This window comes from Eremococcus coleocola DSM 15696 (assembly GCF_000428865.1).
Classification (GTDB): Bacteria; Bacillota; Bacilli; order Lactobacillales; family Aerococcaceae; genus Eremococcus; species Eremococcus coleocola.
Genome location: NZ_AUAT01000011.1, coordinates 39,680 through 53,521 on the forward strand (window position 1 = coordinate 39,680; position 13,842 = coordinate 53,521).

Sequence of the window (13,842 nt, forward strand, 5' to 3'; positions counted from 1 at the left end):
TTAATCATCTCCTTCTACAAGTCGCAAACGTGGGTCGAGTATACCATAAATAATATCCACCAAAAGGATAATCATAATTAAAATACTTGAATATAAAATAGTAATTCCCATAATCGTCGGATAATCATTCACCAAAATGGACTTGGTAAATTGTTCGCCTATACCTGGGATAGAATAGATATTTTCCACCACTAGAGATCCGGTCATCATTGAAGCTGTCATGGGACCAAGAATGGTTAAAAGCGGAATGACTGCATTTCTTAAGGCATGCTTTGTCACAATATAGAACTTAGAAAAGCCCTTGGCTTCGGCCAATTCTATATAGTCAGAGTTTAGAACTTCAATCATTTCCGTCCGCACAAAACGAGCCGACTCAGCCATCGGTTGGATGGCTAAAGCAAGGGTCGGTAAAACGGTTGATATAAACCCATCACGCCAAAAGGCAATCGGAAACCAAGATAAGGTTACTGCAAAGACAAATTGTAGCACAACCGCAAAGACAAAGTTAGGGACAGACCGACCAGAAATCGCAAAAATTGAGGTAAAGGTATCGATCCAAGTGTTATGGTATACCGCCGCAATTACACCTAGGATAAGACCAACAACAGATCCAAGAACCAAGGCCTGTAAGGCTAAGATAAAGGAAGGACCAGCTCGGTCTAATAGTATTTTAGTCACTGGGGTATTATTAAATTGGAAGGAAACCCCAAAATTACCCGTCAACACATTTTTTAAATAATTAAGGTATTGGATATGCATGGGTTGATCAAGGCCATACAAGCGGTAGAGGGTCTCAACTTGACTTTGAGTCATATTTTCTACATTGGCAAAGGGAGTTCCTGGTAAAAATTGCATTAAGAAAAATGTCACGGTAATAATAATCCATAAAGTTAACAACATGAAAAGCAGTCGTTTACCAATAAATTTAATATAGGATTTCATCATAGCCTCCTTTGGCTGAAAATCTAAATGGTCAAAATGACCCAATTACCAACCAGAAAGTGCTTATTAGCTGGGTCACAGTATAACTGAATATAAACTTAGGCCTATAAAAAGTCAAACTTTCCGCTTCAAAATAAGCTTTTTCTAAAGTGGAAAAAGGGAAGCGAAACAGAAGGGAGCGGGCAAGAAGTAGAAAATCTACGATTTTCACTTCGTTTGCCCGCCTCCGCAAGGTTGATTAGGATGGAACAAGTCGCTTTGCGACATAGAAGTTAAGCTCATCTCTTCGCTCAACTACTGTGTTTCTTGTTGGAGCACTTGGATAAATGTAGTTGAGCTCATACTTTCGCTCAACTGCTGGGGCACTATGTTGTTTCACTCAAAGCGTTCCAATAAGTGCTCCAATAGTTGAATGAAAATATGAGTTCAACTTCATTCAATAAAGAACCACAGCAAACCACTGCGCTAAAACATCTAGTATTTAAGTAAATAAACGGGGCTGGGCTTTTTTGCCCAGCCCCCATTTCAACTTAAAAATACCTTTATTCAGAAATAGATACTAATCTTAAATTGATCGTCCGACCAAATGAATAAACTTCAAAGTTTTGAACTTTTGGATTTAAGAGATAAACGGTTGAAGCTTGATAGATTGGGGCTACAGCTGTTTCTTCTTCAACAGCAATTTGTTCGGCATCCATTAAAGCTTGACGGCGTTCCTCTGGTTTTGTCGCTAAGTCAGTCCGAGCTTGCTCAATTAACTTATCATAGTCAGGGTTTGAGTACTTACCAAAGTTAATTCCTCCACCAGTGGCATATTGTTCCAAGAAGTTAATGGCATCTTGATAATCCGGAGCCCAAGTACCATAGAACATATCAAACTCACCTTTTGAGTTCATTTCAAGTCGGTTTTTCAATGGAACAGAACGAATACTTAAAGTTAAACCAGGCAGATTTTCTTGTAATTGAGCTTGTAAGAATTCAGCCGTTCGTTTAGATAAGTCAACATCTGAGGTTAATAATTCTAGTTCGAGTTTATCTTTACCTAACTCTTCAAGCCCTTTCTTCCAATCTTCTTGGGCAGCCTTGACATCATAGGTTAATAGATCACCCTTAGCATCCCGGTAATCTTCACCGGCTTCATTGACATCAAAATCGCGTGGCACTTGCCCATAAAGTGGAACAGACCCGTCTTGTGTGACAGATTGGGTATATAATTCGCGGTCAATTGATTTAGCAATGGCACGACGGATATGGGCATTACCTGTATTTTCGCGTTGAGCGTTAAAGTGGATATATCCGATTGTAGCTTTAGGCACGGTATGGACAAAATCAGCGCCTTCATACTGTTGAACAAAATCACTCGTCAAGACAAAATAATCTAATTCGCCCGCATCAAAAAGATCGGCTCCAGTTGAAGTTTCTTTAACGACCGATACATTGGCAGAGTTTAATTGAACATTATCTGCATCCCAGTATTGATCATTTTTAGTTAAGGTCCATTCTAAGTTAGTTCCATTCCAACCCTCCATTTTGAAAGGTCCGTTAGAAACAATATTTTCAGCTGTAGTCCCATTATCAGTTCCTACTTCTTCAAGGTGTTTTTGCGAAACTGGTAAGAAACGAGAACCAGATAATAATTTTGGTAAATATGGAGCTGGGTATTCTAGGGTAATTTCTAAGGTTTTATCATCTAAGGCTTTAACCCCTAATTCATCAATTTGCTTATCACCTTCGCGAATTGCTTTGGCATTTTTAAAGACTTCAACTGAAGATGCAGCTACAGAACCTGCTTCAGGGTCTACTAATCGTTGGTATGAATAAACAAAGTCATTGGCAGTGACTGGTTGGCCATCAGTCCACACAATATCATCTCTCAAAGTAAAAGTATAAGTTAAGCCATCTTCAGAAACTTCTACATCCTTGGCTTGGCCTAGTTCTACTTCTGAGCCTTTACCGACCCGGTATAGGCCTTCAAAAATTTGCCCCAACATATCTGAGGTTGGCACATCATTGTAAAGTGAGCTATCCATGACAGATAATTCACCATTGGTTGCAATATTAATTGATTGATCCCCTTGGGCAAATGCAGTCGCTGGACTAGCTATAACTGCTGTTGTTAAAAAAGCAGTGATCCATTTTTTTAATTTCATTTGTTTTCTCCTCTTTATCTTTCTAGTGACTCTCATATATGAACAGTCACTCATATAAAATTATTCTGTCCATACTTTAATATAAAATATAGCAAAAGTCCATTAAATTGCTTTAAGCAAAATAAAAAACCTGTCAATTTAAAATTAGCTCTCAATGAACTAGAATGGAGAGCTAATTTTAATTAACAGGCATTTTACTTTATTAATTCAGTTTAGACTACTAAAGAAAAAGCTATATTAGACTAAACCTTGGATTTGCATCAATTCAACGACCTTTTCAAAAGCAGCGATGTCAGCACCTTTAGCATAATCATGATCAAAATCATAGGCTTGACTGGCCGCTAAACAAGCCTTAAAGATATCAGCCATAATATCTTGTAATTGTTGGTCTACTTCCTCCCGGGACCAAGATAATCGCATTGAGTTTTGGGACATTTCTAAAGCTGAAACAGCCACCCCACCAGCATTGGCCGCTTTCCCTGGTGCATAAACAATGCCATGATTTTTGGTTGCCTTGGCTGCGGCAGAGGTTAAAGGCATGTTGGCTCCTTCAGCGATAAACTCCACACCACCCTTAGCTAAACGTGCCACTGCGATTTCATCGACTTCATTTTGCGTAGCACATGGTAAGGCAATGTCTGCTACCATATCAAGATTCCAAACAGACCCTTCTTGATAATTAGCCTCTGGATAAGTTTCAAGATATTCCTTTATCCGACCATAACTATCTACTTTAATCGCTTTGATTACATCGAGGTCAATCCCCTTATCTTCGTAGATAGCCCCTTGGGAATCAGACATTGAAACGACAATGCCGCCTAATTCTTCAACTTTACGGGCAGCAAAATAAGCCACATTACCTGAACCAGAGATAATTACTTTCTTTCCTTTAAGGTCTTGCCCTGCTTCGGCTAACATATGGGTTAAGAAATATACTAAGCCAAAACCGGTTGCTTCAGGGCGAATGAGAGATCCACCAGAGATTAGGGGTTTACCGGTTAAAATGCCACGGTCAGCTTGGCGTAAGCGTTTATATTGGCCATATAAGAAACCAATTTCACGGCCACCCACTCCAATATCGCCCGCTGGCACATCTAGGTCGGGAGCAATATGCTTACTTAATTCAGTCATGAAACTTTGACAGAACCGCATAATTTCATTACCAGACTTACCCTTAGGATCGAAGTCCGCTCCACCTTTACCGCCACCAATCGGTAAGCCCGTCAATATATTTTTAAAGATTTGTTCAAAACCTAAAAATTTCAAAATGGATAAGTTAACAGTAGGATGGAAACGAAGGCCTCCTTTATAAGGCCCATTTAAGGATGAAAATTGAACCCGATAACCCGTATTAACATGAATCTTCCCTTGGTCATCCATCCAGGGAACCCGGAAAATAATCACACGTTCAGGTGCAGTAATCCGTTCTAATACTGCTAAATCTTCATATTCAGGATGGGCAGCCATCACAGGCTCCACCGCATCTAGAAATTCACCGACTGCTTGAAGAAATTCACTTTCATGGCCTAGTTTTTCATTAAGTTGTTGATAAATATTTTCAATATATGCACTCATTGCTTAACCCCATTTCAAAAAATAGTATGGTTCATTATAAAATAAATGAAAACTCATTGCGAGAATTTCCCATGTAAAGTTTTTGAATTTTTAGATAAAAAAAGAACTTTTTATTGGATAACTAAATTAATTATCCCTAAAAAGTTCGAATAGTCACTATGAAAAAATTCAAGCAAAGCCTTTAATATCAATGCTTTAATAATACGCCAGGAGGGATTCGAACCCCCGACCGTTCGCTTAGAAGGCGAATGCTCTATCCAGCTGAGCTACTGGCGCAACATATAGCAACTACGTTATTATAAAACTATTTTACGCGAATTGTCAAGGCCATTTCAGCTAGAGAATCGCAATTGACCCATCATTAGCCCATGGATCTTGATCAGAGATATGTTCATAAAACATAATTCCCTTTAAATGATCAAATTCATGTTGGAAAACCATAGCCTCATAATCGGTTAACTTAATTTCTAATTCGTCACCATCAAGATTGTAGTAGCGTAAGGTGACCCGTTTAGGACGTGGCACTAAGCCCGGTACTTCACGGTTAACTGATAGACAGCCCTCCCCATCCTTTAGGGCAGCTTTTTTGACAGAATGTTTGATAATACGCGGATTAATCACAATTTCATCCATCATAACTTCAGTGCTGTCATTTTCTTCATCATAGGCTTCGAGATAAACACAAAAAATCTTCTTATCATAGCCTAATTGTGGAGCAGCTAGACCGACCCCTGCTCTCAGGTCATATTTCTCGGCCACTTCATCATTTTGACTGTTAATGAGAAATTGTCGCATATCCAAAGCCAACTGGCGGTCTTCAGCACTCAGTGGAAAACTTACTTCAGCGGCCTCCCGGTGTAAGATTGGATCATCTTCTGGGACAAAATCTTTCATAGTAATCATCTTATTAACTCCTTTTAGGGCATCCGATACCCTTTTACTTTATATTGGTTACGATCAGAATCGAAGTCAACGGATTCAACAAATGCTTCTTGTTTAAGCGCATAGATTTGTTGAGCTTGGTCGGCATCGATATAGGTTTCAAAGGCTTGGGCTAACTTCATCGATTGACGCCAAATTTCTTCCTTTAAAGCTTTAATATCACTTAAATCTAAAGCTGAAAGAATCACATTGGGAAATAGGGTTGCTTGGAAATCTGATGGCATCTGATCTTTCTTATTGTAGACTGTCAAGGTTGGAATATCAAGCATGTCTAATTCTCTCAATAAGTCCACCACAGTTTGCTCATGATAGACTCTCGCGGGATCTGACCCATCCACCACATGAAGTAATAAATCAACATCTCGAATTTCTTCTAAGGTTGACTTAAAGGACTGTACTAATTCCTGAGGTAGGTCCTCAATAAAACCAACCGTATCGGTAATAGTAAACCTATCATTGCCATGCAAACTTAACTTGCGAGTCAGCGGGTCAAGGGTCGCAAAAACCTGATCTTTTATGAAAGTTTCCGTTTCGGTCAATTGACTTAATAGGGTCGATTTTCCGGCATTGGTATATCCCACCAAACCCAGATTAAATTCTTTCCCTTGACGACGGCGTTGACGCGTCTGTTGACGTTTACTCTCAACCTTGGCTAGTTCCCGTTTAATGGTCAACATCCGTTGCCGAATATGCCGGCGGTCTGTTTCAAGTTTGGTTTCCCCTGGTCCTCGCGTTCCTATCCCGGCCCCTAACCGAGACATGGCTTGTCCTTGGCCAATAATCCGTGGCAAGAGATAATTATATTGAGCCAATTCAACTTGGAGTTTGCCCTCACGTGACCGAGCCCTCAATGCAAAAATATCTAGAATCAATTGGATTCGATCGATAACATTGACCCCTAAATTTTGGGATAAATTTTGATTAACCCGAGGGGATAACTGATTATAGGTCACAACTAAATCGATATCTTCTACTTCTATTTGAGCTTGGATTTCTTCCAACTTTCCACTACCTACCAAGGTCCTCCCATCTACATGAGGTAAATTTTGTTGGACACTAGCAAGAACCTCTCCCCCCGCTGCCTTAACTAAGTCTTTCATCTCATTCAAGAGGACCGACATATTTTTGTCAGCCATTTCAGGGGTTTGAACCGCAACAATTAAAACCCGGTCCATAGCTTTATGGGTTTGATTGGTCTGGTGCATACTAGGTCATCTCTTTTCTACTTGCCTAAAGCTTCTTTTATAATCGGCACTAATTCTGCTAAGATTTGATCCAAGTCACGGTCCATATCGACCCAAACTGGGTGGATTAAACGATTCCGAAACCATGTTAATTGCCGTTTGGCATAACGTCTGGAATTACGCTTGATAGTTTCAACTACACTTTGATAGTCGACTTGTCCTGCAAAATAAGGCAACCATTCTTTATAACCAATTCCAGCTAAGGACTGAAACGATTGGCCTTGAGCTTGGTCGACTAAGGTTTTCACCTCAGCTTCTAATCCTTGGCTTAGCATCTGGTCTACCCGTTGGTTAATCCGCTCATAGAGTTTTTGCCGGTCCCGATTCAGGACTAAGACTAAATAATTATAGGCGGATTCTCGCTGGGCAAAATGTGTCTGACTTGAAAAAAGCTGACCACTGGTCTCTATCACTTCAAGCGCACGAATCAGCCGACGTGAGTTTTGATATGGAATCTTTGCAGCCGCTTGAGGATCCTTTTGTTGCAATTCTTGCCACAGGACTTGGGATCCTTCAGCTTCTAGTCGGTCTGCTAATTTTTCTCTCACAGTAGGGTCAACGGATTGGTGTCTACCGAATTCTAAATCATAGAGCAGACCCTCAATATATAAGCCGGTTCCACCCACCAGTATGGGTAAGGACCCTTCCTGACTAATTTCTTGAATAGCGGTCTGGGCCAGACTTTTAAAATCTGAAGCATTAAAGGCTTGATCTGGTTTCTTAATATCTAAAAGATGGTGGGGAACTTCTTCCATTTCTTGCGCTTGAATCTTACCGGTCCCAATATCTAGACCTTGATAGACCTGCATACTATCTCCATTAATGATTTGACCTTCCAAGGCATGAGCGAGATGGATAGAAAGTTGAGTTTTGCCGACCGCAGTGGGACCTACAATAACCAAGAGCGATGGTTTATTTGACATGGTATAACTCCTTTCTACGATCACTTAATTTTGATAATCCTTTAATAATTCCTGGGCAAGATCAAGTGAGGCAGCCGTTAGGCTTTCACCCGACATCATACTGGCAATCACTTTGACCCGGTCTGGGTTAGCTAAAGTCGTAACCTTGGTTTGAGTTGCGGTTTGATCAGCATCTAAGGCCTTTTGAATAAATAATTGTTGGTCAGCCGCTGCAGCTACTTGGGCTAAATGCGTGATACACAGGACTTGATGGCTCTGACTGATTTCTTTAATTTTATCAGCAATGGCATGGGCAACCCGACCGGATACCCCAGAATCGATTTCATCAAAGACCATTACTTTACTCATGGCTTGACTGGCAAAAACGCGCTTTAAAGCCAACATAAACCGCGACAACTCACCACCCGAAGCAACCTTTACCAAGGGGCTCAAATCTTGCCCCTTATTAGTCGCCACATAAAACTCTAAATTGGCAAATCCGCCCTCATGTAAAGCTAAGAAATCAAACCCACTCAATTCCCGGTCCTGGCCCACTGAGCTAAAATGAACGGCAAAGCTAGCATCCGCCATATAAAGGTCGCCTAATTGGGTTTCAATCGCATGTTTTAGCTTCTTCGATACGTGACATCGATTTTGGTCTAAGAGCTGGGCTTTTTCATAAAGGTCGGTATAAGCTGCCTGTAATTTGTCCTTTAACTGAGCTAAATACCGGTCCCGGTGCTGAATTTGAAAAATTTCTTCAGCTAAAGCAGCTTCATAGTCAATCAGTTCAGGCACTGTCATCCCATATTTACGTTTAAGCTGACTATAATCATTGAGCCGACTTTCAACCTCATCAAGATTCAAATCTGAATCAATCACCGATAAATCTTTAAAAGCCAACTGTTGGGCTATATCTTCAAGTTCAAAGCGACTCGTCTTCAATTGATCTATCATGACTTGATATGAATCATCTATTTTTACTAACTCTTCCAAAAAGGTCATGGCTTGGTCCAATTGATTCAAGACAGACTGGTCTGATTCACTCAAGACTTGGTTCAATCTTTCTATGTCAGCTTGTACCTGAACTTGGTGCCGCATTTTAAGGCTGACTTCTTTTAAATGGTCCTCCTCTGCCGCATCTAGACCAAACTTCTCTAACTCTTGAGCTTGAAATTGAATAAAATCCAAGCGTTGCAATTGATTGCTTTCAGTTTCTTGCCCTGATATCCAATCTTTGCGTAATTGTCTGTAGTTGGCATAAGCTTTTTGGTAAGTCTGTAATTGGTTTAATAAACTAGGGCCAGCAAATTGGTCGACTAAGTCAAGATGGGTATTGGGATTCAATAACACTTGATGTTCATTTTGACCATGGATATCAACTAAAATTGCTCCTAATTCCTTAAGCATGCTTACATTAGCCAAATGACCATTCACTCGAATCAGATTAGCCCCCTTGAGATTAATTTGCCGTTGCAAAAGCAAACTGGCATCCTCATCTGAATAACTTAGGCCATATTTATCTAAGACTTGACAGATTGCTTGTGGTAAGTGGTCAAAAACAAATAAAGCTTCGAGACTTAATTTATCCGCACCCTTACGGATAAAATCGACTGAGCCTCTCCCACCACAGACTAAACCCAAAGCATCAATAATAATCGATTTTCCCGCTCCAGTTTCACCTGAGAGAACCGTCATCCCCCGGGAAAAATCAATACTAGTTGCTTGAATAATAGCAAAATTCTCAATATTCAATGAAATTAACATCAGAAACTCCTCACCTACTATTTACCCCACATTAAGGCATGAGCCTGGTCTACTATTGCCTGACAATCGATTGCTAGGTTTGACTGATTTTCTTGCTTACGGTTTTCTAAATTGGCCAAGAATTCAATATTACCTTCGCCACCTTTAATTGGTGAAAAGGTCACTTCTTTAATTACATAGCCGTGACCCGCAATCATAGCCAAAACCTCAGAGAGGACCGCATAATGAACTTCCTTATCTTTAATTACCCCATGCTTACCAACTCTTTCCGGGCCGGCTTCAAATTGAGGCTTGATTAAGGCAATAACTGGTCCATCTGCAACCAGGATGTCCTTAAGCGGCGGTAAAATTAAATCTAAAGAAATAAAGGAAACATCGATTGATGCGATGGTTGGTTGACCTTCCTGAAAATCTTCTAAGAGGGCATATCGAAAATTCTTCCGTTCCATCACTACGACTCGGTCATCTTGGCGTAACTTATAGGCCAATTGATTGTAACCAACATCAAGGGCGTAGGATAACTTAGCCCCATTCTGGAGTGCTGCATCCGTAAAGCCTCCCGTTGAAGCGCCAATATCAAGTAAGATTTGGTCTTGCATGGTTATGTCAAATTCTTCTAAAGCTTTTTCTAATTTCAGACCACCTCGGGAGACGTAGGGAAATGGTTTCCCCTTGACATGGAGAATTTTACTAACATCTATTTTTTCGCCAGCTTTATCATAGCGTTGGTTATTTTCGTCATAAATCTGACCTGCCATAATCAAACGTTGCGCTTGTTCCCGTGAATCAGTTAAGCCGGCTTGCACAACTAACTTATCAACCCGTTCTTTCTTCATGCTTTTTGCTCCTTAACTTGGATATTTAAATACTCTAGAAAAGCTATGAGACGATTGAAATCTTTCCGGGTTTCTTTAGTTAGACGAAATATCACCTGATGCATGGTTTCAATTTCAGTTTCTAAAGCAGCTTTGGCGCCATCCACTCCTAAGAGGCTGGGATAAGTCGCTTTATGGAGACTTTCATCCCCGTGTTCTTCTTTGCCAGTTGACTGGCTATCTAAAAGAACATCTTGGAGATCATTATGGATTTGATAAGCCAAGCCAAAGGCTTGGGCAAATTCATCAATTAATTTCAATTCTTTATCACTGGCATCTGAAATAATAGCCCCCGCTTGACAGGCGTAAGAAAAAAGTCGGCCAGTTTTAAGTCGATGAATATTTTTCAAGGCTTCAATAGTTAGCGTCTGGTTTTCAGCTCGGATATCAAATAATTGTCCCGCAACCATCCCGGTTGACCCTGCCGAACGACTTAAGAGTTCAATTAATTTTAAGCGTTGGCGAGGTTTTAACTTGGCTTCTTGAGCAATTAAAGCAAAAGCATCGGTTAAAAGGGCATCCCCTGCCAAAATAGCAGTTGCTTCATCAAATTGGACATGATTGGTTGGTTGTCCCCGCCTTAAATCATCATTATCCATGGCAGGTAGATCATCATGAATTAGTGAATAGGTGTGGATATATTCCAAGGCAAAAGCTGTGGATAGACCATCTTTAAGATTGGCTTGTTCAAAAATATCAATCACCAAGAGCACCATCAAAGGACGAAGACGTTTGCCCCCATTTTTAAGGGAATATAACATGGGTTTAACCATCTCCAAAGGGGCTTCAATTGATAAACAATGTTTATCAAATTTACGTTCATAGTATTGACGTAGTTCTGGAATTGTCTTAGTTGTCATAGGGCTACTCCTTATCCAAAGGAACTGGGCCTTGGTCTGTCATTAATTTAGCCACGGTTTCTTGCGCACTGGTTAGTTTATTCTTACAAAATTGACTTAATTGGGTGCCACGTTTATAGGCTTCAATCGCTTCTTCTAAAGGTAAATTTCCTTGCTCTAATTGACTCACGATTTGTTCTAATTCGGCTAAGGCCGCCTCAAAATCTTTGGGTTCATTTTTTATTTCAGTCATCTAGTTCTGCTCCTCTCCCATCGAATCAAGTAAGTTTTGGCTTTGGGCTTCTTGATCAATAACTTGACCATAAATCGAGCCATCCGTAAATTGAATTTCAATCGTTTCACCTATCTTAACATCTTTATAAGATTTCACAAGCTTATCTGCTTGTGTGACCAAGGCATAGCCTTGCTGCATAATTTGCAAGGGGCTGCGGGCTTCTAACAGATCCGTTTGATTTTTTAGGGCTTGGTTTTGACTTTGGAGATAAACAAGAGTCGCTCTTTGTAGGGCCTGGCTCCGATCTTTTAAAGTAGTTGCTTGATATACCAACGATTGTTGCAAATTCTTAATTTGGATGGCTTGGCTCGTCTTTTGAAAGGCTTGGTCTGCTTTATTCAGCACTGTTTGCATGGTCACTTGTAGCGATTGGTCTAATAGGTCCAAATTTTGGCTATAGGCTTGATATAAACGGTCAGGTTGCTTAAAAATATAAGAATCGGTAATCCGTTTCAAATAGTCTTGCCGCCCTTGAATTGCCATTGTCATGGCTTGGCCCAGACGTAATTGTTGTTCATCCAACCGCATCAGCACTTCATTCAGGACTGGGACGGCTAATTCTGCCGCTGCCGTAGGCGTTGGTGCCCGCAAGTCGGCCGCTAAATCGACAATGGTCGTATCAGTTTCATGGCCAACAGAAGAAATCACTGGCAAAGGCGAGGCTAAAATTGCATGGGCTACTACCTTTTCATTAAAGGGCCAGAGGTCTTCAATCGAGCCACCACCCCGAGCTAAGATAATGGTATCAAAATCTTGAGCTTGCTGGCGAATGGCCTCAAAGGCGGCCACAATCTCCCCAGCCGCTTCCTTACCTTGGACTCTACTAGGAAAAACAACTACATCAACGATAGGATACCGGCGTTTTATTGTCGTGATGATATCGCGAATAACAGCACCAGACGGACTGGTAATCACTGCAATTCGTTCTGGAAACCGTTTAATCGGTCCCTGTCTTTGTTCAAACAGACCGGATTTACGAAATTCTTCTTTTAGTTGTTCTAAGGCTTGATAGAGGGCCCCCACGCCATCGGGTTGAATGTCCTCCAAATACATTTGATAAGAACCTGAACTCTCATATAAGGAGACATACCCTTTTACAAAAACTTTCATCCCTTCTTCTAACTTAAAGGGAACTTTAGCAAATTGGGACTTATACATGACCACCGAAATTGTAGCCCGATCATCTTTAAGTCGGAAATACTGATGGCCATTGGGTCTTAAGCGGAAATTGGACACTTCGCCCACTAGGTAAACTTCTTGTAAATATGGATCACGTACAAATTTTTGCTTTAAATAGGCGGTGAGAGCAGATACAGTGAGGAATTTTTGGCTATCTAACTTTTGCTTATCTACCATTATCTGCCTCCTTTCGAATCCTATCTAAATTTAAATTATTTTGCAGTCCATAAGCTTGTAAGACCGACTCCATCAAAGTCATAACGGTCACTGGACCTAAGCCACCTGGCACAGGGGTAATTGCTTTAACCTGGTCTTTTAAGTCAGCATAAGGAAAATCTCCCACCAACTTTCCGTCAGAGTCCAAATTTGTGGCCACATCAATCAAGACCGCTGCTTTGGAGATATCCTCCGCTGAGAGCACCCCCACTTGGCCCATGGCTGAAATAATTAAGTCTGCCTGGTTTAAATAAGGGGTTAAATTAGATGTTTCCCGATGGCACAAGGACACTGTCGCATCAAGATGGCTCAATTTTATGGCCAAGGGAAGACCCACTATGAAACTCATACCTAAAATTGTGACTTGTTTACCCCTAACTGGGACTTGATAAAAAGTCAATAAATCTAAGACCGCTTGAGCAGTCACCGGCAAAAATGTTGGCTGGTTTAAATTAAGCCGGCCTTGATTGATGGCATGTTGGCCTTCAATATCCTTTTGGGGAGCAACAGTTTGTTGAAGTGCATATTGCTCGGAAGTTGGCAAAAGATGGCTTTGAACCTGGATAGCATGAATATTATCATCATAATTCCAAGTTTCAATCAGAGCTTCCATGTCTGCAAGTGTGGCATAGTCTGCAACATCCGCTACAGTCAACTCTAAGCCGAGTGCTTGGGTCTGTTTTTTTATTTGCTTGAGGTAAACTTGATTCCCTTTTTCCTTTCGATTGGTGAGGATGGCTAAGCCTGGTTTCTTGAATTCAGGGTCTAAATCTTTTATAAAATTTTTGCATGTCAAAAACTTAGCCTGCGCTAAGCGTTCGCCTGTCAAAATTTGTGTCATCCTCATTCCTCCATTCGCCTAAATTTTACCATATTTATTGTTTGGATTCATATTTTAAAAATTTGTTGCAATAAT

12 protein-coding genes and 1 tRNA gene are annotated in these 13,842 nt (G+C 40.6%); all 13 read right to left on the reverse strand.

Annotation, left to right across the window (positions count from 1 at the left end; all coding sequences use genetic code 11):
* The gene (locus G396_RS0103545) at positions 1 to 942 is read right to left on the reverse strand and encodes an ABC transporter permease (protein ID WP_006418067.1); all 942 of its coding nucleotides are present in this window, start codon (positions 940 to 942) and stop codon (positions 1 to 3) included.
* Between the two features lie 542 nt (positions 943 to 1,484).
* Positions 1,485 to 3,092, reverse strand: a complete 1,608-nt coding sequence (locus G396_RS0103550) for a peptide ABC transporter substrate-binding protein (RefSeq protein ID WP_028125064.1) — start codon at positions 3,090 to 3,092, stop codon at positions 1,485 to 1,487.
* 237 nt (positions 3,093 to 3,329) lie between these two features.
* Positions 3,330 to 4,667, reverse strand: coding sequence for an NADP-specific glutamate dehydrogenase (gdhA, locus tag G396_RS0103555; RefSeq protein ID WP_028125065.1), 1,338 nt, complete (start codon positions 4,665 to 4,667; stop codon positions 3,330 to 3,332).
* A 202-nt stretch (positions 4,668 to 4,869) separates the two neighbouring features.
* Positions 4,870 to 4,943, reverse strand: a tRNA-Arg gene (locus G396_RS0103560).
* Between the two features lie 60 nt (positions 4,944 to 5,003).
* Entirely contained in the window at positions 5,004 to 5,570 is a 567-nt protein-coding gene (gene def, locus G396_RS0103565; RefSeq protein WP_006418065.1) for a peptide deformylase, read from the reverse strand.
* A 14-nt stretch (positions 5,571 to 5,584) separates the two neighbouring features.
* Entirely contained in the window at positions 5,585 to 6,814 is a 1,230-nt protein-coding gene (gene hflX / locus G396_RS0103570; RefSeq protein WP_028125066.1) for a GTPase HflX, read from the reverse strand.
* 17 nt (positions 6,815 to 6,831) lie between these two features.
* On the reverse strand, positions 6,832 to 7,776 hold the full coding sequence (gene miaA, locus G396_RS0103575; RefSeq protein ID WP_028125067.1) for a tRNA (adenosine(37)-N6)-dimethylallyltransferase MiaA: 945 nt from the start codon (positions 7,774 to 7,776) through the stop codon (positions 6,832 to 6,834).
* Positions 7,777 to 7,800: 24 nt separating this feature from the next.
* Positions 7,801 to 9,522, reverse strand: a complete 1,722-nt coding sequence (gene recN / locus G396_RS0103580) for a DNA repair protein RecN (RefSeq protein WP_028125068.1) — start codon at positions 9,520 to 9,522, stop codon at positions 7,801 to 7,803.
* A 17-nt stretch (positions 9,523 to 9,539) separates the two neighbouring features.
* Complete coding sequence (locus G396_RS0103585; RefSeq protein ID WP_006418040.1) at positions 9,540 to 10,358, reverse strand: TlyA family RNA methyltransferase; 819 nt, start codon at positions 10,356 to 10,358, stop codon at positions 9,540 to 9,542.
* Positions 10,355 to 11,257 carry a polyprenyl synthetase family protein gene (locus tag G396_RS0103590; protein ID WP_028125069.1) on the reverse strand — a complete coding sequence of 301 codons (903 nt, stop codon included), beginning with the start codon at positions 11,255 to 11,257 and terminating at the stop codon, positions 10,355 to 10,357. The genes G396_RS0103585 and G396_RS0103590 overlap by 4 nt, the downstream gene beginning before the upstream one ends.
* A 4-nt stretch (positions 11,258 to 11,261) precedes the next feature.
* Positions 11,262 to 11,489 carry an exodeoxyribonuclease VII small subunit gene (xseB, locus tag G396_RS0103595; RefSeq protein ID WP_028125070.1) on the reverse strand — a complete coding sequence of 76 codons (228 nt, stop codon included), beginning with the start codon at positions 11,487 to 11,489 and terminating at the stop codon, positions 11,262 to 11,264.
* Positions 11,490 to 12,887 carry an exodeoxyribonuclease VII large subunit gene (gene xseA / locus G396_RS0103600; RefSeq protein WP_028125071.1) on the reverse strand — a complete coding sequence of 466 codons (1,398 nt, stop codon included), beginning with the start codon at positions 12,885 to 12,887 and terminating at the stop codon, positions 11,490 to 11,492. It abuts the gene before it with no gap.
* Positions 12,877 to 13,767 carry a bifunctional 5,10-methylenetetrahydrofolate dehydrogenase/5,10-methenyltetrahydrofolate cyclohydrolase gene (locus G396_RS10890; RefSeq protein ID WP_051221095.1) on the reverse strand — a complete coding sequence of 297 codons (891 nt, stop codon included), beginning with the start codon at positions 13,765 to 13,767 and terminating at the stop codon, positions 12,877 to 12,879. Before G396_RS10890 ends, xseA begins: the two co-directional genes overlap by 11 nt.
* Between the last annotated feature and the right edge of the window lie 75 nt (positions 13,768 to 13,842).

Bases quoted from the DNA above. Each gene is read 5' to 3' on its own strand.
- recN (WP_028125068.1), bottom strand. From the start codon at position 9,522: ATGTTAATTTCATTGAATATTGAGAATTTTGCTATTATTCAAGCAACT.
- G396_RS0103545 (WP_006418067.1), bottom strand. From the start codon at position 942: ATGAAATCCTATATTAAATTTATTGGTAAACGACTGCTTTTCATGTTG.
- G396_RS0103585 (WP_006418040.1), bottom strand. From the start codon at position 10,358: ATGAAGAAAGAACGGGTTGATAAGTTAGTTGTGCAAGCCGGCTTAACT.
- def (WP_006418065.1), bottom strand. From the start codon at position 5,570: ATGATTACTATGAAAGATTTTGTCCCAGAAGATGATCCAATCTTACAC.
- G396_RS0103550 (WP_028125064.1), bottom strand. From the start codon at position 3,092: ATGAAATTAAAAAAATGGATCACTGCTTTTTTAACAACAGCAGTTATA.
- xseA (WP_028125071.1), bottom strand. From the start codon at position 12,887: ATGGTAGATAAGCAAAAGTTAGATAGCCAAAAATTCCTCACTGTATCT.
- hflX (WP_028125066.1), bottom strand. From the start codon at position 6,814: ATGCACCAGACCAATCAAACCCATAAAGCTATGGACCGGGTTTTAATT.
- G396_RS10890 (WP_051221095.1), bottom strand. From the start codon at position 13,767: ATGACACAAATTTTGACAGGCGAACGCTTAGCGCAGGCTAAGTTTTTG.
- miaA (WP_028125067.1), bottom strand. From the start codon at position 7,776: ATGTCAAATAAACCATCGCTCTTGGTTATTGTAGGTCCCACTGCGGTC.
- G396_RS0103590 (WP_028125069.1), bottom strand. From the start codon at position 11,257: ATGACAACTAAGACAATTCCAGAACTACGTCAATACTATGAACGTAAA.
- gdhA (WP_028125065.1), bottom strand. From the start codon at position 4,667: ATGAGTGCATATATTGAAAATATTTATCAACAACTTAATGAAAAACTA.
- xseB (WP_028125070.1), bottom strand. From the start codon at position 11,489: ATGACTGAAATAAAAAATGAACCCAAAGATTTTGAGGCGGCCTTAGCC.